Raw genomic sequence first — 21,365 nt, forward strand, 5'->3', positions numbered from 1 at the left:
CAGCAGCCCGCCCCGCCGCAGCCCGGCTTCGGCGCCCCGCCGCCGCCGCAGCCCGGCTCCGGCGCGCCTGGGCCGGCGCCGGGCGACGATCCGCTCGCCGCCCTGGCCGCGCGCGCGCCGCGCTCGGCCCCCGGCACGCTGTTCGGCATCCCGCTCGCCCGCCTGCGCGACCCGGCTCTGCACGCCAAGGCGTTCACAGTCGCCGGCATCGCGCTCGTGGCGAGCATCTTCGTCCCGGTGTCGCTGTCGCCGACGACCTGGGCATGGGACCAGTACGACAACTTCCGGTGGGTCGTCTGGCCGATCCTCGTCGGCCTCACCTACCTGGCCGTCGTGTTCGGCTCGCGCGGGCCGCAACCGTTCATGCCTCCCGCCGCCCGCCAGTGGGCGCCGTTTGCCGCCGCGCTGCTGTCCGTCGTGATCGTCGGGTTCGGCGGCGTCCCCGGCCTGGCGGCGATGAACACCGGATACTCGGTCGGCTACGCCTTGTTGATCTTCGGCCTGCTCGCCCGCCTGAGTGAGCCGAACGATCGCGCCGCCCGATGGATCATCGGCGCGGGTGCCGCCATCATCCTGATCAGCGGCCTGTCGGCCCTCCGCTACTGGTTCCACTTCTCCGGCACGCCGGCCCTCGGCGTCCTCTACCAGTTGTTGGCGTTCGTCGTGTGGCTGCTCGCGTCCGCGTGCCTGGCGTTCGTCCCGACGCCGGAACAGGCGCCCGCGCTGCGGTCCGTGGACGCGTTCGCGCCCCTGGTGACGGCCGTGCTGCTCGCGTGGGTCCCGGCCCAAGCGGTACTCCTGGGCCTCACCCTCGTCGTCCACGTGAGCGCGAGCATGTTCCCGATCAGCCTCCACTTGTTGATCCATGCGTTCGCGTACTTCGGCGTCCTCATGCTCACGGCTCCGGATGCCTACGACGCGGCCAAGCGGCTGTTCGCGGCCGCCGGCGCTTCGCCGCCCCAGCCGGGGTACGGCCAGCCCGGCGCGCCCCAGCCGGGGTACGGCCAGCCCGGCGCGCCCCAGCCGGGGTACGGCCAGCCCGGCGCGCCTCAACGCGGCGCGCCTCAACCGGGGTACGGCCAGCCCGGCGCGCCTCAGCCGGGGTACGGCCAGCCCGGCGCCCACCCCGGATACGGCCAGCCCGGCGCGCCTCAACCCGGGTACGGCCAGCCCGGACAGGGCCAGCCCGGCGCGCCTCAGCCCGGCGCCCAGCCCGGACAGGGCCAGCCCGGCGCGCCTCAGCCCGGGTACGGCCAGCCCGGCGCCCAGCCCGGCGTCGGCGCCCCGCCGGCCGACGCCCCGCCGCCCGGCGGCTGGCCGCCAGGCGGCAAGCCGGGCGCATAGGAGGCGGTAGCGCACAGCCGCCGGCGCGCCTCGACGCACCAGCCCCACCGACCGCGCGTCGTCCGCGCGGAGCCAACTCGATGCATCTACATCGACCGCACGCAGCGGCCGCCCACGCACGCGCCGCCCTCGCCGCAGTCGCCGGGCTCCGCGCACGGCCGCGGCGCGCAATACCCGCCGGCCGCCGGCGCCTCGTCCACCGTGAACCCGCTCGGCCCCGCGCCGCCGGGCGCCTCGCACGCCAGCCACGGATCGGCGTCGCACGGCCGGTCGGGGCCGCACCGCGCCACGCACAGCGCCCCGAGGTCGCCCGCGAACGTCGCGCACGCGGCGTAGGGCGGACAACCGCCAGCGCAGTCGGCCGCGCACAGCCCGCGCGCGCCGGCCGCCGCGCACACCCCGCCGACGCACGCCGACGCGTCCAACGAGCCGTCTGCGGCGGCGCACGATTCGCCGACGTCGGCGATCACGCCCGCGGGCAGGCACGCGGTCGCCCAGCCTCCGTCCGAGCGCACCGAGCGACAGGTCCATCCGGGGCGGCAGTCGCCGGCGGACGCACAGGCGGCCAGGCACCGCGCCCCTTGCCACGGCGCCGAACCGTCGCCGAGATCGGCGCACACACCGCCCGGTGGGCACGGCGTGCCGCCGCCGCACTCGGCGGAACACCAGCCGTCCGCCAGCCCCGGCGGGCACCCCGCGCCGTCGCCGCACGCGCACGCCAGCCCGCCGGCGCACTGGGCGTCCACTCGGCACGCCGCTCCGAGCGGCGCGGGGGCGACGACGACCCACCCGGCCTTGCGCTGGCTCGCCGTGCCACCCGGCCCGCCGACGGTGAGCGCCACGTCGTACGCGCCCGGCCGCTCGAACGTGTGCGCCGGCGCGGCCGACGACTCGGCCGGCGAGCCGTCGCCGAACGACCACACGTATACGTCGATCGGCGCCGGGGCGGCGGCGAGAAACCGCACCGTGAGCGGCGCGACTCCGACGCACGGCTCCGCGTCGATTCCGCCCGCCGCGCAGCCGGCCGCGGAGAAGTCCACCCACAACAGCGGATCGATCCGATCGGCCACGCCGCCGGCGTCCACGGGCCGCGCGGCGTCGACCGCGCCCGCCGCGGCGTCCTGGCCGGTCCCCGGAGCATCGCCGCAGCCCAGCGCAAAGGCGATGGCCCACACCGCGCGCCTCGTCATACCTGGCGAGCGTACCACTGCGGTCGCGACTTGCGCCGGGCGCGGCGCCCCTGCAAGGTATCGCCATGCTGATCCTCGCGTCTGCGTCGCCTCGCCGCCGCGAGCTGCTCGCGCGCGCCGGCGTCGCGGTCCAGGTCGCTCCGGCCGACATCGACGAGTGCGCGGCCGCCGGCGAGGACGCGGTGTCCTACGCGCGGCGCATCGCGGCCGCCAAGGCCGACGCGGTCGCCGCGCGCCACCCGGGACGCTGGGTGCTCGCCGCCGACACGGTCGTCGAGGTCGACGGCGACCTGCTCGGCAAGCCCGCCGACACCGGCGAAGCGCGAGCGATGCTCGCGCGCCTCGCGGGTCGCAGCCACCGCGTGACGACGGCGTACCGCCTGCGCGGCCCGGACGGCGCGGCCCACGACGGCCACGTCACCACCGAGGTCGTCATGCGACCGCTGTCCCCTCGCGAGATCGACGAGTACGTGGCATCGGGCGAGTGGCGCGGCAAGGCCGGCGGCTACGCCGTCCAGGGGATCGCCGCCGCGATCGTGCGCGAGGTGCGCGGGTCGATCACCAACGTCGTCGGCCTCCCGCTCGCCGAGGTCGTCGAGCTGCTGTCGCGCGCGGGGGGACCGCGCGCCGACCTGTCGCAGGGGGTCGCCGCGTGACGGACGCCGTCCGTGCCATCGCCGCCCGGCTCGCCGCCGTGCGCGCGCGGATCGCCGAGGCCGCCGGCCGGGCCGGCCGCGACCCGTCCGAGGTGCGCATCGTCGGCGTGACCAAGCGCCACCCGGCGGCGGTGGTGGACGCGGCGTTCGCCGCCGGCCTGCGCGACGCCGGCGAAAACTACGCGCAGGAGTTGGCCCGCAAGCGCGCCGACGCCGCGTGTGGCGCCCAGGTGCGGTGGCACTTCATCGGCCGCCTGCAAACCAACAAGGTCAAGCTCGTCGCCGGCGCCGTCGACCTCATCCACGCGGTCGACAGCGACCGCCTCGCGCGCGAGATCGACCGCCGCGCGGCCGCGCCGCAGCGCGTGCTCGTCGCGGTCAACGTCGCCGGCGAGGCGAGCAAGTCCGGCGTCGCGCCGGCCGATCTGCCGCGCCTGATCGACGCGATCGCCGACCTGCCGCGCGTCGACTGCGCCGGGCTGATGACGATGCCGCCGCTGGCCGCCGATCCGGAAGCGAACCGGCGACACTTCGCCGCGCTGCGCGATCTGCGCGACCGCCACCTGCCCGGCGGCGAGCTGTCGATGGGGACGACCGGCGACTACCCGGTCGCCGTCGAGGAGGGCGCGACCCTGGTCCGCATCGGCACCGCCCTGTTCGGCCCGCGCCCGGCGTAACTGCCCCCGCCCGACAGCACCGCTGGGTGGTATGATAGTGGCTGGCGCGAGGCATGAAGCCTGCGGGGGAAGGTGCTCGGCGCGCGACGCCGCGGCCGCGAACGGAGCTGCGCGACTCGAACTCGACTGCCAGGTCGACCACCGGTGGCCGGCCGAACGCGCAACACATCCTCGCGCGACAGGAACTCGCGCACGACGTGCGCGGCCTGCGCGCTATCTGGTTTCCCACGTTGATCCTGTGGCCGCTTACGGGCGTGCTCGACTGGTACGTGTGTACGTTCGACCGCGCCGGTCCCCTGTCCCACTTCCTCGTCATCCGCGCCGGGGCGCTGGTCGTGGCCTCCGCGTGCCTCGCGCGGCTGTGGCGGCCGCCGCTGCCGTCGCGACGACTGTTGTCCCTACTCGACATCGGCATGTTCGGTACGGCGTCGCTCGCGGTCTCGCTGATGGCGCTGCGCTACGACGGCATCGCGAGCCCTTACGCGACCGGCATCATCCTGGTGGTGCTGGCGCGCGGCGCGTTGCTGGCCATGCCGTGGCGCTATGCGCTGCTCGGTGCGCTCGTGTCCGCCACCACGTTCCCGGCGGTGATGGGGGGCGCGGCGCTCGCCGATGTGGCCGGAGTACGCTCCCAGTTCGCCGACCGCGCCCTCGCCGCCCGGTTCGGCGAGCACCTGGTGTTTCTCGGCCTGACGGTCGGGCTGGTCACCTGGGGCAGCCACGCGATCTGGCGAGTGCGACGCGCCGCGTTCGAGGCCCGAAGTATCGGTCGCTATCGGCTCGAACGGCGGATCGGCGCCGGCGGCATGGGCGAGGTGTGGGCGGCGTACCACAAGGGGATTAGGCGCAACGTCGCCGTCAAGCTCCTGCGCGCCGACCGCGTCACGTCCGACGTGGACGTCGCACGGTTCGAGCGCGAGGTCGACGCACTCGCGTCGCTGAGCCACCCGAACACCGTGCGCGTGTTCGACTACGGCGTCACCGACGACGGGATTTGGTATTACGCGATGGAGCTGCTCGACGGAGTCACCCTCGCCAGCCTCGTTCGCCGCGAGGGGCCGCTGCCGCCGGCCCGCGCGGTCCACCTGTTGGAGCAGGCCGCCCGCGCGTTCTCCGAGGCGCACGGGCGCGGCATCGTCCACCGCGACATCAAGCCGGAGAACCTGTTCGTTGCGCGCGTCGGCGGCGAATGCGACGTCGTCAAGGTGCTCGACTTTGGCATCGCGAAGCTGCTGCACGTCGATGCCGGCGCGACGTTGACCCACGGCGACTGGGTCGGCGGCACGCCCGCGTTCATCTCCCCCGAGGCGGCGCGCGGCCGGCCGGTCGACGCCCGATCGGACGTGTACGGACTGGGCGCCGTGCTGTACTTCGCACTCACCGGCCGCGCGCCATTTCCCGACACGAACGTGGCCGCCCTGCTCGACGCCCACGCCCACCGGACGCCGGAGCCCCCGTCGCGGGCCCTGGGCCGAGCGCTGCCGCCCGACGTGGAAGCGGTCGCCATGCGTTGCCTAGAAAAGGACCCGGACCGCCGCTACCGCGATGCGTCCGAGCTGGCGGCGGCGCTGAGCCGATGCCGCGAGCTGCACCCGTGGCGTCCGGTCGCGACCGCTCCGCCGCCGGCGCCGGCGTCCTCGGTCGACGCGGCGCTCGCGGCCACGGTCGACTTCGCCGGCACGCCGCCAGACGCGTAGACCGCAGCGTGCAAGCCGCTATCGAACTCCGTGATCCGCTGCGCGCCGTTTGGTTGCACCCTCTGCGCGATGCCGCGACAATGCCGCCGTGACCGATGGCAAGCGACCGCGCGTCGCGCTCGTGTTGTCCGGCGGCGGCGCGCGCGGCGCATACGAAGCGGGCGTCATTCGCTGGCTTCGCGCGGTGGTGCCGCGCGAGCTGGGCCACCACGCCGACTTCCGCATCCTCACCGGCACGAGCGTCGGCGCGATCAACGCGTGCTACATGGCCGCGACGATCGACGAGCCGGACGATCAAGGAGAGCGGATGGCGGCCGCATGGCGGTCGCTGCGCATCGAGGAAGTGATCTCGCTGTCGGCGCGCGACCTGTGGAAAGGGGCTCGCCAGCTGCTCGGCCGGGCGCCCGAGCGCCCCAAGACCGGCCAGTTCCGCTACGGGGGCCTGCTGGAGACGCGCGGGCTGGAACGGTTCGTGTTTCGCCAGATCCCGTGGCGGCGCATCCACCACAACATCGACGCTCGCCGCATCGACGCGATCGCGGTGGCCGCCACGCGCGTGGGCACCGGACACACGGTCGTGTTCGTCGACTGCGCCGGCGAGCCGCCGGCGGCGTGGAGCCGCAACCCGCTGATCCGCCGGGTCGCCACGCGCATCGGCCCGCGCCACGCGCTCGCGTCGGCCGCGATTCCCCTGCTGTTTCCCGCCGTCAAGATCGCCGGCAGCTTCTACGTCGATGGCGGCCTCCGGCTCAACACCCCCATGTCTCCCGCCATCCGGCTCGGCGCCGACCGGATCCTGATCGTCACCCTCAAGCACCTGAGCGACATCGGCCGCGCCAACCTGCGCGAGCGCCAGCTCGCCGCGGCGCGCGAGCGCGAGGCGGAGGACGCGTACCCGAAACCGCTGTACATCGCCGGCAAGGCGCTCAACGCGCTGCTGCTCGACCACACCGAGTACGACCTCGAGCGGATGCGGCGGCTCAACGCGATCCTGCAGGCCGGGCGCGCCGCGTTCGGCCCGCAGTTCGACGAGGTGCTCGGCGCCGAGCTGGTGCGGCTGCGCGGCGCGCCGGTGCGCGAGATCGTGGCCGAGACGATCCGCCCGTCGATCGACATCGGCGAGATCTCGTCCGAGTTCATGCGCAACCGCCGCTACCGCGTCGACGGAGTGGTCGGACGGCGGCTGTTGGACCGCATCGCGACCGCCGAGGCCGCGCACGAGTCCGACCTCGTGTCGTACCTCCTGTTCGACGGCGGCTACTGCTCCGAGCTGGTCGACCTCGGCTACCGCGACGCCGAGGCCCATCGCGACGCGCTGCTCCGGCTGTTCGCCCCGTAGTCAGCGCGCGGGTCAGTTCGCCGTGCGGGACACGAACTGCTCGTGCCAGCGGCGCACGGCCTCCGCCTTCGCCGGGCCGATCAGCTCCGCCGCGGCCTCGAGCTCGGCGGCGTCGCCCGTCGGCGCAAACGCGCGCACCGGACACAACACGAACGCGAGCACGTCGAGCGCGTCATAGGGATCGGGCGAGTAATCGGCGGAAAAGATGCAGCTCACACCGGTACCGTACTGACTTCCGCGCGCCGCGGGCAACTTTCTGGCGCGGCCGATCGCGGGCTGCCACACTCGTGCCGATCCCGTGGCCCGCACGCCCCGAAATCCAGATGCGCCGCCGCCCGGTGCGTTCCTGCGCGGAAGTGCGGTGGGGCTCGCGCTGGTCGTCCCGGCGGTGGCCGTCGCGGCGTGGGCGCTGTCGCGCTTCGGCATCGGCGATCCCTCCGCGCCCTTCGGCCGGGTCGCCGTCCTCGCGGCGGCCTTCTCGGGCGTCCCGGCCGCGCTCACGGCCGGGGGCGTCGCGCGCCTGGCCGGGCGCGCTGCGCGCATCGCCCGCGGCCGCCGCGCCGTGCGCGTCGCGGCCGTCGCATTCGCACCCGCGGGGGTAGGCCTCCTGCTGATCGCGCTGCTGCCGCTCGGCCACCTGCCCGAACGCCGGGCCGCGTGGCTGTGGATCGCCGCGGTCGGCGCCGCAGTCGGCGCGGCGTGCGGAGCCGCGATCGGCAAGGTGGCGGCGGCGGCGGCGGTGCGCTACGAATCGGCTGCGCGCGCGCAGTCTGCCCGCGGCGCGCCCGACGAGGACGACCGCGATGCCCCGTAAGCTCGGACAAGTCACGCTCACCATGGTCAACGGCGGCGACTTCCGCCTCGACGGCGGCGCCATGCACGGCGTCGTCCCCAAGACCCTGTGGAACCGCCTCGTGTCCTGCGACGAACACAACCGTTGCACCTACACGACCAACTGCCTGCTCGTCGAGACGTGCGGCAAGCGCGTGCTCATCGAGACCGGCAACGGGGACAAGTTTCCGCCAGACCTCAAGGACATCTACGGCATCGACCACGACCGGTGCGTCGCTGCAGCGCTGCGCGACATCGGCGTCGAGCCGGAGTCGATCGACGTGGTCGTCATGACGCACCTGCACTTCGATCACTCCGGCGGCGCGACGCGGCGCGACGGCGACCGCGTCGTGCCGGTGTTTCCCCGCGCGCGTCACGTCGTCCAGGCGCGCGAACTGGTTGCGGCGACCCATCCGCACGAGCGCAATCGCGCCAGCTATCTGGCGGAGAACATCGAGCCGCTGCGCGAGGCCGGCCTGCTGCACACCGTCGACGGAGAGGCCGAGGTCGCGCCGGGCATCCGCGTGCTGCCGACGCCCGGCCACACCCCCGGGCACCAGTCGGTTCTGATCGACGGCGGCGACGAAAAAGCGGTGTTCCTCGGCGACGTCGTGCCGACCGCGGTGCACGTGCCCTTGCCGTGGATCATGGCCTACGACCTCGACGTCGAGGCGACCCTCGCGTCGCGAAAACGCCTGTACGAGCGGGCGCGCGCGGAGATGTGGATGCTGCTGTTCGGCCACGATCGCCACCACGCCGCCTACCTCGAAATCGACGACCGCGGGCGGTTTCGCGCCGGCGAGCCGTTCTCGCTGTAGCCGGCGCCGCCGGCGCCGTTTGCTACGCTTGTCGCGATGGTCGCTCGCTCCGGCCGACAGCACCGCGCGCTGGTGGTGGCCCTGCTCGCGACCTTGCTGCTGTGGCACGTTCCGTTCGGCGGCTTCGTGCTGTACCCGTTCAAGCTGCTCGCCACCTGGATGCACGAGCTGTCACACGGCATCGCGATGTTGGTGACCGGCGCCGGTTTCGACCGGATGGAGGTGTACCGCGACACGAGCGGCTACGCCTACTCGCTGCGGTCCACCGGGCCGCTGGGCGCGGCCCTGGTCGCGAGCGCGGGGTATACCGGCACCGCGGCAATCGGTGCGGTCCTGCTCGTCGTCGGCGCCGGCGATCGCGGCGCGCGCGTCGCGCTCGCCGCAATCGGCGCCGCGCTGCTCGCGTCCGCGGCCCTGTGGGTACGCAACCCGTTCGGCATCGCCGCGACCGTCGGCCTCGGCGTCGCGCTGCTCGGCGTCGCCGTGTTCGCCCGCGCCGGCGCGACGTCGCTGCTTCTCAACTTCGTCGCCGCCCAGGCGTGCGTGAACGCGGTGCTCGACATCCGCGTGCTGTTCCGCTCGAACCTGGTCGTCAACGGCGAGGTCGTCCAGCGATCGGACGCGCACACCATGGCCGACGCCGCGTTCGGGCCAGCATGGCTGTGGGCGGTCGCGTGGCTCGCCTGGTCGCTCGCGTTGTTCTACGTCGCGCTGCGTTACAGCTACCGCACGTCGTCGCGCTCGGACCACGGCAGCGCTTCGACGTGAAAGTGATTGTAGTGGCCGGCGTCGTAATCCGGCGTGAGCACGATCCGAAATAAGCGCGATCGTACGAGTTGGCAGTCGAGCCGGCGCAATAGCGCGCCGGCCGCCGTGAGCGGCTCGCCGATGCAATCGACGTTGTCGCCCAGCCCCTGCTCGTAGTCGTCGCGAACGGTCACCACGCCGAGTCGATCCGTATGAAACGCGTGCAGGTCGATCGCGAGCCCGTAGGAGTGGCGGGATCGCCGGTTCGTCCCGCGGATGTTGCGAATCTGGTACGCGGAGCTGTAGGTTGCCGCGGTCACGCCCGCCGCGCGCAGAAGCGGCCCGACGCGCGCGAGCGAATACACGAGCGAGCAGTCGAGCACGAGCGGGCCGTCGCGGTACCCGCGGTAGTCGACGCCGCCGAGCGGTCCGCGAACCTCGACGGCGGTGCGGACGAGCTTGCGGCGCACGGTCCGATAGCGCACCCCGAGTGCGTCGAGCGCCCGGAGGCAGTCGCCGTCGCCGCCGGCGGCCGCGATCTCGGGCGCCGCCGCCTGCGCGGCGGCGAGGACCACGCACACGCACAGCATCCGGATTCCGGTCATCGTTTTCCGAGGGTGCCCGCTGCCGGCGCGGACCGCAAGTTTGTATGCTGGCCCCATGGGCGAGACCACCTGTGCCGTCGAGGTCACGAACCCGTTCGCGTCGGAGCCGCCGCAGGTCGAGTTGGTCAATGCGTTTGCCGCCCCGTACGACAACGCGGTGGCGACGGCGCGCACCTGCTACAGCGGATCGGGCATCGTGACCGCGGAACAGGTGCGCGCCCGCCCCGACCAGCGCGATCGAATCGCACGGTCGATCTTCGAGGCAGGCCACCACACCACGCTGCAGCACGCCCACTTCCAGTTCGCGTTGGCGAACGTGTCGCGCCAGTTCTTGTGGTCGTTTCTCCACTCACACCCGTTTTACAACTCGGAGCAGGTGTCGCAGCGCTACGTCACGGTCAAGCCGGCCACGACCGCGATCCCGGCACTGCCGGCACCGGCGCGCGGCGTGTTCGAAGATACCGTCGCGCTCCAGCACGACGCCTACCAGCGGCTCACCGACCTGCTCATGACGCCCGCGGCGCGCGAGTACTACCGGCTGTTTCCGGCGCGAGCGAAACACCGCGACCGCTACGACCGCGACGTCAAAAAGAAGGCGCAGGAGATCGCGCGCTACGTGCTGCCGGTCGCGACGCAGGCGTACCTGTACCACACCGTGTCTGGCATCACCCTGTTGCGCTATTGGCGGCTGTGCGAACAGCGCGACGCATCGGCCGAGACGCGCTACGTGGTCGGCCGCATGGTGCAGGAGCTGTTGCGGGCCGACCCGCAGTTCGCCAAGATCTTGCAGCCGCCGCTGCCGGGCGACGACACCCTCGAGGCGCGCTGCTTTGCCGCGCGTCCCGCCGGCGCGGGGATCACCGCCGCGTTTTTGCGCGAGTTCGACGCCGATCTGGACGGCCTCACGTCGCGGCTCGTCGGGCGCAAGGCTGACAACGAGACGCTCGTCGCGTCGGCGGTGCGCGAGGTGCTCGGCTTGCCGCGCGCGCAGATGTCGGACGAGGACGCGATCCGCCTCGCGCTGGACCCCGCGCGCAACCGCCTGCACGGCGAGGCGATGACGCTCACCACGCTGTCCAAAATCAGCCGCGCGATGGTCCACGCGTCGTACACGTTCAAGAAGAAGTTGTCGCACACGGCCGACTCGCAGGACCAGCGCCACCGGATGACACCGGGATCGCGACCGATCCTGACGGCGCATCTGCACGGCGAGCCGGACTACATCACGCCCGTGCTACTGGAGCACAGCGCACACGCGCGGGTGCTCTACGACGAGACCATGCACCGCACGTGGGAGGCGATCGCGCGGCTGCGCGCACTTGGCGTCGCGGACGAATGGCGCGCGTACCTGCTCCCCAACGCGGTCGCCATCCGGTTCACCGAGAGCGCCGATTTGTTGCACCTGCACCACAAGCTCAAGATGCGGCTGTGTTACAACGCCCAGGAGGAGATCTGGCAGGCCTCGGTCGACGAGGCGCGCCAGATCCGCGACGTCGAGCCGACGATCGGCCGGTTCCTGCTGCCGCCGTGCGGCCTGCGGGCGGCAGCCGAGACGCGGCCCATCTGCCCGGAGGGCGATCGGTACTGCGGCGTGCCCGTGTGGAAGCTGCAGGTGGGCCAGTACGCGCGCGTGATCTGACGTCGCCGGCGGCCCGCGCGGTCCGGACGCGGGGCGGCGCGCCGTCGCCCGCGCAGCCTACGGTGCGGGTCGCGCAGATGCGAGCATCGACGCGATGACCGGCGACAGGTCATCGGCCAGTGCGTCGGGCAGATACGCGCTACCGGCCCACACGCCACCGCCGGGTGCCTCGCGTGCGAACGCGACGACGCGGTACACCTCATCGGCGCTCGGTCCGCGTGCGACCGCCTCGATGTGGCGGCCTCGCCACGGCGCCGGCAATCGCAGCGGCGTCGATCGCGCCTCGCGCACCGCGTCGAACCCGCGCAGGGCCAGCGCGTCGCGCCGCTCGCGCGCGACCACGGCGTCGACCGCTTCGTCGGCATCGACCAGCGACGATACGGCGCGCACCTCGAACCGGATGTACAGCCCCGAGTCGTCTGCCAGTTCGCCGCCGGCCAGCCGCCACGGCGCCGGCGCATCCACGACGACGCCGGGAAACGCCCGGGGGCGCGGCGGCTGCGCGGCGAGCAGATCCGCGTAGCTGGTGGTCGCGGCCGCGACCGCGCCGTACAGGGTAGCGGCTGCGACCAGGCCGGCGATCGCCGCCGCCGCGACGGCGGTGATGCGCGCGCGGCCCACCCCCCACCGGGGCGATAGCCAGGCCGCCATGACCGCGCCAGCCGCGAGCCCGCCGAGGTGCGCCGCCTGATCGATCGCCGGGTAGGCGAAGCCGATCGCGACGTTGGCGCCGGTGAGCAGCAACAACAGCCGGAACAGGCCCGAGCGCCACCGCTTCGGATACGCATCGCGGCGCAGGCCCAACTCGGCCAGCAGCGCGCCCGCAAGCCCCAACACGGCGCCGGACGCGCCGGCCGACAGCGCCGCGCCCGACACCAGGTAGCTGGCGGCCGCGCCGGCGACGCCGGCGACCGCGTAGATCGCCGCGGTGCGCACCGAACCGAACATGTGCTCGACAAACCGGCCGAGCGCCCACAGGCCGTACATGTTCAGCAGCAGGTGCGGCAACCCGACGTGAACGAACACCGACGTCGGGATGCGCCACCACTGGCCCGCGTCGACGCCGGCGCGGAGATTGGCGGTGCGCACCAGCGCGGCGATCGAGTCCGTCGCGCCGTAGACGGCCCACAACACGGCCATGACGGCGAGATTGGCGACGATGATGCCGGTGACCAGGGGCGCGCGGCGAGGCGCCGTCGCGGCGAGCCGTGCCGCTCGTTCGCCGTCGCTCGGCATGACGGCGCGTTCTGCCAGTCGATCGGCCAGTTCGGCGACCGCCGCCGGAAACGCGTGCGGGCCGGCGATCCCGGGTGCGTCGACCGATTCGAGCCGCGAGGCCGCCAGCTCGCGCACGCGCCGATTGCGCCCGGCGCGCCGCACCGCCTCATCGAACCGGGCGATGGCGCCCGGACGGTCGCCGGCGCGCAGACGGGCGACTCCCGCCCAATAGTGCCGGACGGCGTCCGGCAAGGTCGGACCGAGCACGCCGTCTGGGGCGACGATGGCGTCGACCGCCGCCGTGCGCCCGACGAACGCGAGGAACACCAGCCGCGCGCGGTACAGCAGCGGCGCAAACAGCGGTTCGCGCGACAGCGGCGACTGCTCGAGTCGGTCCACGAGTTCCGCCGCCGTCTCGATCCGACCGGCCTCACAGTAGGCGCCGACCATCTCCGCGACCGTAGCCGGCGACAGCGGCCCGCCGTCGACGCCGCCGATCGCCTCGAACGCGGCGATCGCATCCTGCCAGCGGCGCGCGTACAGATAGGTGACGACGATGCGCTCGTCGATCCGACGGCGCACGAGCGGGTCGTCGATCTCCGCGCGCCGCCGGCGCAGCGCCTCGACCGCCTCGTCCACGCGGCCAGAGCGCACGTCGAGCATCGACTGGAACAGCTCCGCCTCCTGGGCTCCACCCATGCCCGGCTGAAGCAGCTCGCGCAGCGCCGCGAGGTGGCGCGCGAGCCGCAATCGGTCCGTTCGGTACGCCCAGTGGGTCGCGCCGCGCACCATCGGCGGCACCATGATCAGGAACACCGACGCCGCGATCGCGACGAACCCGACGAGGTTGGCCACGGCGCGGTCCGCGTCGGAGTTGCGCGCGGCGAGCGCGACGACGGCCAACACCAGGTTCGCCACGAGCAGCCAGCCGTACAGGCGCTGTCCGCCGCTGCCGCGGCGAAGCAGCATCGGGCCGAGATACGCGGTCGCGACGATCGCGGAGATGAGCAGCAGGTCGAAGAACATCGGCGGCCAGTCGGCGGCGCGTAGGTCGTAGCCGACCCGCGGAGACGGCGCAAGCGAGCACCGATCAGCGCGCTACGAGGCGGTAGTGTATAGGCGCGCCAGCGAGGTTGCGAGATGCGAGGCGAGGTCCGGCGCACGCCCGCAGCGCACGAGGGCGCGTATGAACCTACGGAACCGAAGGGCGCGAGGACGTACGCCGAAGATCGCCCGCAGATCGCGACCGCGGCCAGCGGCTATGCGCTGCAGCCTGCTAGCGAGTCGAACTCGGGTACGCGGTCGCCTCCCCCTCCTCGAATGCGCCGATCGCCCGAAATTTCTGGTAGCGTCGTTCGATCCGCGTGGCCGGGTCGAGTCGCTCGAGTTCGGACAGGTGGCGCTTGAGCGCGACGCGCAAGTTGGACGCGGTGAGCGCCGGGTCGCGGTGCGCGCCGCCCGGCGCCTCGGAGACGATCTCGTCGCACACCCCCAGCGCCACCAGGTCGGGGGCGGTGAGCTTGAGCTGCGCCGCGGCCTCGCTCGCCTTGGCCTGGTCGCGCCACAGGATCGACGCGCAGCCCTCGGGCGAGATGACCGAGTACACCGCGTACTCGAGCATCAGGATGCGGTCGGCGACGCCGATGGCGAGTGCGCCGCCCGAGCCGCCCTCGCCGATGACGGTCGCCACGATCGGCACCTGCAAGCTCGCCATGACCTGCAGGTTCTTCGCGATCGCCTCCGACTGGCCGCGCTCCTCGGCGCCGATGCCCGGGTAGGCGCCCGGCGTATCGATGAAGGTCAGGATCGGCCGGCGGAACCGCGACGCCAGCCGCATCAACCGCGCGGTCTTGCGGTAGCCCTCGGGTCGCGGCATGCCGAAGTTGCGCTGCATGTTCTCCCGGGTGGTGCGGCCCTTCTGGTGGCCGATCACGAGCACTTCCCAGCGATCGAACCGGGCGAGGCCGCCGACGATCGCCGGATCGTCGCGGAAGGACCGATCGCCGTGCAGCTCGAGGAAGTCGTCCATCATCAGGGCGACGTAGTCGAGCGTGTACGGGCGCGCCGGATGGCGCGAAAGCTGGACCTTCTGAATCGGCGACAGGTCGCTGAAGACTTCCTTCTGCAGCTTGCGCGCCTTCTGCTCGAGCTTGCGGATCTCGGCGGTGAAATCGACGGACGTGCCGGACAGATGGCGCAGCTCGTCGATCTTTCGCTCGAGGTCGACCACGGGGCGCTCGAAGTCGAGGACGAGACGGTCGTTTCCTTCAGGTGGCATGGTCGTTCGACGTGCGAAGGTACTCGGTCAGGGCGGCGATGGGTACCTCGGACGCATCAGCGTACCACCGCACCCCCTCGTGTGGCTGGTACCACGACAGCTGGCGCCGCGCATAACGCCTCGTATTTCTTTGGATCAGCCGGATCGCGGCGGCCAGGTCCAGGTCGCCGTCGAGGTACCGGTGCAGCTCGCCATAGCCGATCGCCTGCTGGCTGCGCAGCGGCGGGCGGTAGCCGCGCTCCCGCAGCGCGCGGACCTCGTCGACCCATCCGGCCGCGATCATGCGGTCGACGCGGGCGTCGATGCGCGCGTACAGCGCGTCGCGCGGCGGCCGCAGGCCGACCAGCCGCGCCGGGTACCGCGGCGGAACCCGGCGGAAGTCGTGCCGGCGCTGGTGCGCGCTCATCGGCTCGCCGGTGTGCTCGAACACCTCGAGCGCGCGGGTGATCCGCTTGCGGTCGCGGGGCTCGACGCGCGCCGCGAGCTCGGGATCGACGGCGCGCAGCCGCGCGTACAGCGCCTCGACCGGCTCGCGCGACAGCCGCGCCCGCAGATCCGGGTCCGCCGGCGGCCCGGGAAACAGCCCGTACAACAGCGCGCGAACGTACAGCCCCGTGCCGCCCGCGACGATCGCCGGCCGGCCGCGCGCGGCGATGTCGGCGATCGCGGCGTCGGCCAGCGCGGCGAACCGAGCCGCGGTCATGTCCTCGTCCGGGTCGACCACGTCGATGACGTGGTGGGGGACACGAGCGCGCTCGGCGGCCGTCGCCTTGCCGGTGCCGATGTCCATGCCGCGGTAGACCTGCTGCGAGCCGGCCGACACGATTTCGCCCCCGGCGCGCTCGGCCAGGGCCATCGCCAGAGCGGTCTTGCCCGCCGACGTGGGGCCGACGAGGACGACGAGGCGCGGCGCGGACACGGCTCGGCTGTGTACCATGATGGCCATGCGCCGGCCTCGCCAAACCGCGGGGGCGCGCCGCCGGAACGGTCCGGGCGGAACGCGGCCGGCGCATCGGAACGGCCCGGGCCGCCCCCCCGCCGGCGCGACAGATCGAATCGGGCGCCCGCGCGTCCACAGGAGCCTCGCCATGCCCGCGCGCCGCCTCGCCCCCGCCGTCCCGCGCGCCTCGCGCGCGGTCGCCGCCGCGCTGTGCGTCGCCGCGGTCGCCGCCGGCCGGCCGCGCGCGGCGCGCGCCTGCAGCTGCGTGCCGCCGCGGATGCAGCGGCTGACCCTGCCGGCCGACGGCGCCACCGACGTGCCGACCAACGCCGCGATCCGCGTGTTCCTCACCGGCGGCTTTCCGCCGGAGCTGCGCGCCGCGCTCGCGGACGAGTACCGCCTGCGCGGGCCGGACGGTGCGCTGGTGCCGCTGTCCGCGCGGGTGGTCGCGACCCGGCTGGACCTCACGCCGGCGGCGCCGCTTCGCCCCCGCGCGCGCTACACGCTCGAGCGACTGTACGCATACGACGCCGCGGGCGTGCGCGTGAGCGACACCGCGCGCTGGTGGCTGGCGCTGCGACCGCAGGCGCACGGCGACCTCGGCGTCGCTGCCGGCCCGGTCCGCGTGGCGTGGTTTCCCGCCGTGCGGTTCACGACCGGAGCCGGCCCGGCCGCGCAGCTCGCTGCCGCCCGATCCGGCGGTCGCGCCACCGTGCGCATCGCGCGGGTCCGGCGGTCGTTCGCGTATGGCGGCGGCGATTGCGGGCCGGCGATGACGGTCGCGGTCGACTACGCGCCGCCCGCCGGACTCACGCCGCTGGACGTCGTCGAAGTGGAGGTGCGCGGCGAGGGCGTGGTGTGGACCCGGCCGGCGGTCGATGGCGGCCAGCCCGCCGCGCGCGCGATCGTGTCGGACGGGCTGTGCAACCCCGACCCGGTCGTGCTGCCCGACACCCGGGCCACCGTGGTTCGCGTCGCCGTCGTCGGCCCGGACGGCGCGCGCCGGGCCACGTCCCGCTGGGCGCGCGCCGCGCACCGCCCCGCCCGCCCGCTGCCCGCCGGGCGGCGCGACCGGCTCCGCCGCCGCGCGGGTGCCGCGATCCGGGCGGCGCTCGGGGCGTGGCGGGCGGCGACGGTGGTCGATCCCGGGCCGGCCCGCCCGGTGGGGCCCGCCGGCTGCCCGCACGGGTTCGCGTCCGAACGCAGCCGCCGGGTCGCGCCCGACGGCGGCCCGCGGACCTACGCGGATCCAGCCATCGTCGGCTGGGCCGGCGGCCGCGCGTGGTTGGCGCTGCGCGATCCCAGGGCGGGCCGCATCGCGCTGGTCGGCGTGCCACCGGCCGGCGCGCCGTCGCCCCGCGCGCACGTCGGCGCGCCGGGCGCCTTCGTGGCCGCGGCGCTCGTCGACGCGAGCGGCGCGCTCATCGTGTCGCAGCACGACGACGGCCGTTCGCAGGGGCCCATGTCGACGCTGCACGCCGTCGGCGTCGACGGCGCCGTGCGGTGGACCCGTCCGTTGGGCCGCGCCGGCGACCGCTTCCGCCTCGCGTCCGGCGGCGGGCGCGCGCTCGTCGCGTGGACGCGGCGAGTCGGCGTGCTCGAGCGGCGGCTCGCGTGGACGCTCGTCGACGCCGCGACCGGGCGCGAGGTCGCCGGCGGCGTGTCCTCCGTCGCCGTCGACGCGGACGCGACGCCGGGCGCGGCGTTCGCCGGCGACCAGTTCGCGATCGCGGCCGTCGGCGGCGGCCCCGGCGCGGCGCCGGTCCACTGGCTCACCGTGCCGGCGGACGGCACACCGGCCACCGCCCGCACGCTGCCGCTCACCGGCTACGGGGCGGTCGATCTCGCCGCCGCCGGCGACCGCATCGCCATCGCGCTGGCCGCGCGGGGCACCGCGTACTGGGCGCTCGCCGACCCGCGCGGGCGGCTCGTCGCCGGTCCGGTCGACGTCAGCGCCGGCGTCGGCACGCGCGACAACCGCAAGCCCCGCGTCGCGTGGAACGGCCGCGTGTTCGGCGTCGTGTGGGAGGCGTTCCGCACCCGCAAGACCTACGCCGTCGCCGTCGGCCTCGACGGCGCGGTGTCCGACCCGCTGGCGCTCGCGGCGGGCGGGCCGTCGTCGACGCCGGGCGTGGCGGCGGCGGCCGGCGGGTTCGTCGCGACCTTCAGCGTCGACACCCCGGGCGGCGCCGTGGCCCCGCACGTCGAGTGGCTCCGGTGTCGGGCGACGCCGCCGGCCGGTGCGCCGCGTCGCATCGCGCCGCTGCGGTGACGCGCCGCAGCCGGGCGGGGGCGGTGGTGCGCGCGCGACCGGCCGCCGGCGCGCCGCCGCAGCCCCTACGTCCTGCCGAAGCGCCGCGCGATCTCGGCGACGGAGATGCGCAGCAGCACCGGCCGTCCGTGCGGGCAATGCGCGCGGTAGTCCACCCCGTCCATCGATGCCAGCAACGCCTCCGCCTCGCGCGGCGACAGCGTGTCGCCGGCCCGCACCACCGAGTGACACGCGATCGTCGCCAGCAGGCGGTCCACCCGATCGGTCACGGCCCGCGAACCGCCGCGCTCGGCCAGATCGCCGAGCAGATCGCGCAGCACCTGCTCGGGCGCTTCGCCGCGCAGGCCGGCCGGCGTCGCCTTGATCGCGTAGGTCGCCCCGCCGAACGGCTCGAGTTCGAACCCGAGCGCGGCGAGGTCGCCGGCCGACTCGTCGACGACAGCCGCCTCCGCGGCCGACAGCTCGACGCGAGCCGGGAACAGCAACCGTTGTACCGGCATCGACCGTTCGCGGTAGCGGTCGCGCAGCCGCTGAAATGCGACGCGCTCGTGCGCCGCATGCTGATCGACGAGCACGAGTTCGCCCGCCGCCTCGCACACGAGATACGTCTTGTCGAGCTGACCGAGGTAGCGCAGCGCGCCGAAGAAGGGGGCGGCGCCGGCCTCCGCGGCCCCGCGGCCGCCCGCCGGGGTTCCGCCGTCGGCGACGGTTGCGCGCCGCGCCTCGCTGCGCGCCCGCGCGGCCGCCGCCTCGCCGCGCCCGCCGACCGCCGCCGCCGCAGCTCCTGCCGCGCCACCGGGCGCGGCACCCGAGCGCGCCGCGCCCGCCGGCACCTCCGCGGCCCGCGGCGCCACCGCCGGCGGCACGCGCCACCCGCCGCCGGGCCGGCGCGCCGATAGCGGCAGCAGCGTGCGCTCTTGCGCGCGCGCGTGACTGCGGGCGAGCCCGGTGGCCGGCGGCGCGCTCGCGGCGATCACCTCCATGCGCACCGGCGACGAGCCGACCGCGATCTGCTCGCGCAGCCACGGCGCGTCCGCGACCGCGCGCGCAATCGTATGGCGCACCGCCGCGTAGACCGCCTGCGGATCGGAAAAGCGCACCTCGAGCTTTTGCGGATGCACGTTGACGTCGAGCGTCGGCGACGGGACCCGCACGAACACCACCGCCACCGGATAGCGCCCCTTGGCGACCAGCTCCCCGTAGCCCATGACCACGGCGTGCAGCAGGCCGCGGTCGCGGACCGCGCGGCGGCCCACGTACAGCTGCAGCCCGCGCGAGGTCGATTGCGCGAGTTCCGGCGCGGCCAGGTACGCCTCGACCTCCACGCCGTTTTCGCTGCCCGCGGCGGCGTGCAGCCGTCCGGCGAGGCGCGCGCCGAGCAGACAGCGGGCGCGCTCGAGGCCGCTGGTGTGCGGCGGCGCGTCGATCGTTCGCCGGCCACCGGATAGTAGCTGTACATGCACCTCCGGGTGCGCCATCGCGAGACGGCCGACCGCGTCGGACACGTGCGACGTCTCGGTCGCGTCCCCCTTGAGGAACTTGAGCCGCGCCGGCACGTTGCGCAACAGCTCGCGCACCTCGACCTGCGTGCCGACCGGGGCGCCCACCTCGTCGACGCCGACCAACCTGCCCGCCTCGACCCGCAGCCGGACCGCCGCGTCCGATTCGCGCGTGCGCGTGATGAGCTGCAGGTGGGACACGGCGGCGATCGACGGAAGCGCCTCGCCGCGAAAGCCCATCGTCGCGAGGGAGACGAGGTCGTCGAGTCGGCGGATCTTGGACGTGGCGTGCCGCTGCAGCGCCAGCTTGGCCTCGTCCGGCGTCATCCCGCAGCCGTCGTCCACCACGCGGATCAAGTCCTTGCCGCCGCGTTCCACTTCGACGCGAATGTGCCGCGCGCCCGCGTCGAGCGCGTTCTCGACCAGCTCCTTGACCACCGACGCCGGCCGTTCCACGACCTCGCCCGCGGCGATCTGATCGACGACCAGGTCGTCGAGTACAGCGATGCGCCCGGCGGAAACCATGCCTCGTGGGTACCACGCGGGCATGACACCCGTTCAACATTGCGCGGCGAAGGTCCGTCCATTACAGTCGGGGCCGTTTTCGCCAGCCGCATGGGACAGCACGGACAGACGATCGCCGTCACGGGGGCCTGCAGCTATCTCGGCCAGCGCCTGCTCGAACGTCTCGACAGCGACCGCCGGTGGGCCCGCGTGCTCGCGCTGGACGTGCGGCCGCCGCCGATCCCCCTCGACAAGTGCGAGTACCGCCGCATCGATCTGACGATCCCGACGGTCGACGGCGAACTCGCCGAGCTGTTCCGCGCCGAGGGAGTCGACGCCGTCGTCCACGGCGCGTTCCTGTCGCACCCGACGCACGCGACCGCGTGGGCGCACGAACTCGAGGACATCGGCACCATGCACCTGCTCAACGCCTGCGCGGAGGTGCCCCCGAGCTATCTGCTGCTGCTATCGACCACGATGGTCTACGGGCCGCACGCCGACAACCCGAACTTCCTGACCGAGGACCATCCGTTGCGAGGCGTGCCCCGGTCTCGCTGGATCAACGACAAGGTGTCGGCCGAGCGCCAGGTCGCCCGGTTCGCCGACGAGCAGCCGGAGGTGACCGTCGGCGTCCTGCGGTTCGCGCCGATCCTCGGCCCGACCGTGTCCAACTTCTACACGCGGTTCTTTTCGCGCCCGGTGGCCCCCGTGCTGATGGGCTACGACCCGCTGATGCAGTTCGTCCACGAAACCGACGCGGCCGATGCCCTCGACCTCGCGGTCGCCGCGCGCGCGCGCGGGCCGTTCAACATCGTCGGCGACGGCGTGCTGCCCTATCGGACGATCCTGGCGCTGATGGGCAAGGTGCCCGTGCCGCTGCCGCGGCCGGTCGCGTACTCGGTGTCCCGCGCGCTGTGGGCCACCCAGGTGCTCGACACGCCGCCGAACTTCCTCGACTACCTGCGCTTTCTGTGCGTCGCGGACGGCACGCGCGCCGCGGTGGAGCTGGGCTTCTCCCCGCGCTACGACATCAAGGCCACCATCCAGGACTTCCTCGGCGTCGCCGATGCCGACGGCGCCACCGACATCGCCCGCGCGCAGGGATAATCGC

Annotated in this window: 16 protein-coding genes and 1 pseudogene; 10 read left to right on the forward strand and 7 right to left on the reverse strand. The window is 74.1% G+C overall.

What is annotated here, in order from left to right; all coding sequences use genetic code 11:
- Positions 1 to 960: 960 nt before the first annotated feature.
- Positions 961 to 1,116: pseudogene (locus D6689_16495) on the forward strand (flagellar basal body-associated protein FliL).
- 314 nt (positions 1,117 to 1,430) lie between these two features.
- Here D6689_16495 and D6689_16500 read toward each other — a convergent pair.
- A complete protein-coding gene (locus D6689_16500) occupies positions 1,431 to 2,534 on the reverse strand; it encodes a PKD domain-containing protein (GenBank protein ID RMH39446.1) in 1,104 nt (367 codons plus the stop codon).
- Between the two features lie 65 nt (positions 2,535 to 2,599).
- Here D6689_16500 and maf point away from each other — a divergent pair, with 65 nt between their 5' ends.
- The 4 genes from maf to D6689_16520 are packed head-to-tail and all read left to right on the forward strand — an operon-like array spanning position 2,600 to position 6,903.
- Positions 2,600 to 3,190: a septum formation protein Maf gene (gene maf / locus D6689_16505; protein RMH39447.1), complete on the forward strand. Its 591-nt coding sequence runs from the start codon at positions 2,600 to 2,602 to the stop codon at positions 3,188 to 3,190.
- Positions 3,191 to 3,207: 17 nt separating this feature from the next.
- Positions 3,208 to 3,867 (forward strand): YggS family pyridoxal phosphate-dependent enzyme, encoded by a 660-nt coding sequence (locus D6689_16510; GenBank protein RMH39467.1) that lies wholly within the window; start codon positions 3,208 to 3,210, stop codon positions 3,865 to 3,867.
- Between the two features lie 53 nt (positions 3,868 to 3,920).
- Positions 3,921 to 5,564, forward strand: a complete 1,644-nt coding sequence (locus D6689_16515) for a serine/threonine protein kinase (protein ID RMH39448.1) — start codon at positions 3,921 to 3,923, stop codon at positions 5,562 to 5,564.
- Positions 5,565 to 5,613: 49 nt separating this feature from the next.
- Positions 5,614 to 6,903, forward strand: coding sequence for a patatin (locus D6689_16520; protein RMH39449.1), 1,290 nt, complete (start codon positions 5,614 to 5,616; stop codon positions 6,901 to 6,903).
- A gap of 12 nt (positions 6,904 to 6,915) precedes the next feature.
- Here D6689_16520 and D6689_16525 read toward each other — a convergent pair whose 3' ends face one another.
- Positions 6,916 to 7,119 carry a hypothetical protein gene (locus tag D6689_16525; GenBank protein RMH39450.1) on the reverse strand — a complete coding sequence of 68 codons (204 nt, stop codon included), beginning with the start codon at positions 7,117 to 7,119 and terminating at the stop codon, positions 6,916 to 6,918.
- 145 nt (positions 7,120 to 7,264) lie between these two features.
- Between D6689_16525 and D6689_16530 the strand changes: the two genes are divergently transcribed.
- From D6689_16530 to D6689_16540, 3 genes are read left to right on the forward strand one after another with little or no spacing between them, the layout of a single operon-like run.
- Positions 7,265 to 7,717 carry a hypothetical protein gene (locus D6689_16530; GenBank protein ID RMH39451.1) on the forward strand — a complete coding sequence of 151 codons (453 nt, stop codon included), beginning with the start codon at positions 7,265 to 7,267 and terminating at the stop codon, positions 7,715 to 7,717.
- Complete coding sequence (locus D6689_16535) at positions 7,707 to 8,552, forward strand: MBL fold metallo-hydrolase (protein RMH39452.1); 846 nt, start codon at positions 7,707 to 7,709, stop codon at positions 8,550 to 8,552. The genes D6689_16530 and D6689_16535 overlap by 11 nt, the downstream gene beginning before the upstream one ends.
- 36 nt (positions 8,553 to 8,588) lie before the next feature.
- Positions 8,589 to 9,320, forward strand: coding sequence for a M50 family peptidase (locus D6689_16540; GenBank protein ID RMH39453.1), 732 nt, complete (start codon positions 8,589 to 8,591; stop codon positions 9,318 to 9,320).
- Here D6689_16540 and D6689_16545 read toward each other — a convergent pair.
- A complete protein-coding gene (locus D6689_16545; GenBank protein ID RMH39454.1) occupies positions 9,275 to 9,889 on the reverse strand; it encodes a hypothetical protein in 615 nt (204 codons plus the stop codon). The genes D6689_16540 and D6689_16545 overlap by 46 nt on opposite strands.
- A 70-nt stretch (positions 9,890 to 9,959) precedes the next feature.
- Here D6689_16545 and D6689_16550 point away from each other — a divergent pair, with 70 nt between their 5' ends.
- Positions 9,960 to 11,543, forward strand: a complete 1,584-nt coding sequence (locus D6689_16550; GenBank protein ID RMH39455.1) for an FAD-dependent thymidylate synthase — start codon at positions 9,960 to 9,962, stop codon at positions 11,541 to 11,543.
- A gap of 57 nt (positions 11,544 to 11,600) precedes the next feature.
- Here the strand turns inward: D6689_16550 and D6689_16555 are convergent, their stop codons facing one another.
- The 4 genes from D6689_16555 to mutL form a co-directional block, all read right to left on the reverse strand.
- Positions 11,601 to 13,787 (reverse strand): rhomboid family intramembrane serine protease, encoded by a 2,187-nt coding sequence (locus D6689_16555; protein ID RMH39456.1) that lies wholly within the window; start codon positions 13,785 to 13,787, stop codon positions 11,601 to 11,603.
- Between the two features lie 250 nt (positions 13,788 to 14,037).
- A complete protein-coding gene (locus D6689_16560) occupies positions 14,038 to 15,039 on the reverse strand; it encodes an acetyl-CoA carboxylase carboxyltransferase subunit alpha (GenBank protein RMH39457.1) in 1,002 nt (333 codons plus the stop codon).
- Positions 15,029 to 16,291: a tRNA (adenosine(37)-N6)-dimethylallyltransferase MiaA gene (gene miaA, locus D6689_16565; GenBank protein RMH39458.1), complete on the reverse strand. Its 1,263-nt coding sequence runs from the start codon at positions 16,289 to 16,291 to the stop codon at positions 15,029 to 15,031. The genes D6689_16560 and miaA overlap by 11 nt, the downstream gene beginning before the upstream one ends.
- Positions 16,292 to 18,316: 2,025 nt before the next feature.
- Complete coding sequence (gene mutL, locus D6689_16570; GenBank protein RMH39459.1) at positions 18,317 to 20,299, reverse strand: DNA mismatch repair endonuclease MutL; 1,983 nt, start codon at positions 20,297 to 20,299, stop codon at positions 18,317 to 18,319.
- A 66-nt stretch (positions 20,300 to 20,365) separates the two neighbouring features.
- Between mutL and D6689_16575 the strand changes: the two genes are divergently transcribed.
- Positions 20,366 to 21,361, forward strand: a complete 996-nt coding sequence (locus D6689_16575) for an NAD-dependent epimerase/dehydratase family protein (GenBank protein RMH39460.1) — start codon at positions 20,366 to 20,368, stop codon at positions 21,359 to 21,361.
- Positions 21,362 to 21,365 lie beyond the last annotated feature (4 nt).

The sequence above is a fragment of the Deltaproteobacteria bacterium genome, from assembly GCA_003696105.1.
Lineage (GTDB): Bacteria > Myxococcota_A > Polyangia > Haliangiales > J016 > J016.

Coding starts and splice junctions, on each gene's coding strand:
- D6689_16500 (RMH39446.1), bottom strand. CDS start 2,534: ATGACGAGGCGCGCGGTGTGGGCCATCGCCTTTGCGCTGGGCTGCGGC.
- maf (RMH39447.1), top strand. CDS start 2,600: ATGCTGATCCTCGCGTCTGCGTCGCCTCGCCGCCGCGAGCTGCTCGCG.
- D6689_16515 (RMH39448.1), top strand. CDS start 3,921: ATGAAGCCTGCGGGGGAAGGTGCTCGGCGCGCGACGCCGCGGCCGCGA.
- D6689_16535 (RMH39452.1), top strand. CDS start 7,707: ATGCCCCGTAAGCTCGGACAAGTCACGCTCACCATGGTCAACGGCGGC.
- D6689_16540 (RMH39453.1), top strand. CDS start 8,589: ATGGTCGCTCGCTCCGGCCGACAGCACCGCGCGCTGGTGGTGGCCCTG.
- D6689_16545 (RMH39454.1), bottom strand. CDS start 9,889: ATGCTGTGCGTGTGCGTGGTCCTCGCCGCCGCGCAGGCGGCGGCGCCC.
- D6689_16550 (RMH39455.1), top strand. CDS start 9,960: ATGGGCGAGACCACCTGTGCCGTCGAGGTCACGAACCCGTTCGCGTCG.
- D6689_16555 (RMH39456.1), bottom strand. CDS start 13,787: ATGTTCTTCGACCTGCTGCTCATCTCCGCGATCGTCGCGACCGCGTAT.
- D6689_16560 (RMH39457.1), bottom strand. CDS start 15,039: ATGCCACCTGAAGGAAACGACCGTCTCGTCCTCGACTTCGAGCGCCCC.
- mutL (RMH39459.1), bottom strand. CDS start 20,299: ATGCCCGCGTGGTACCCACGAGGCATGGTTTCCGCCGGGCGCATCGCT.
- D6689_16575 (RMH39460.1), top strand. CDS start 20,366: ATGGGACAGCACGGACAGACGATCGCCGTCACGGGGGCCTGCAGCTAT.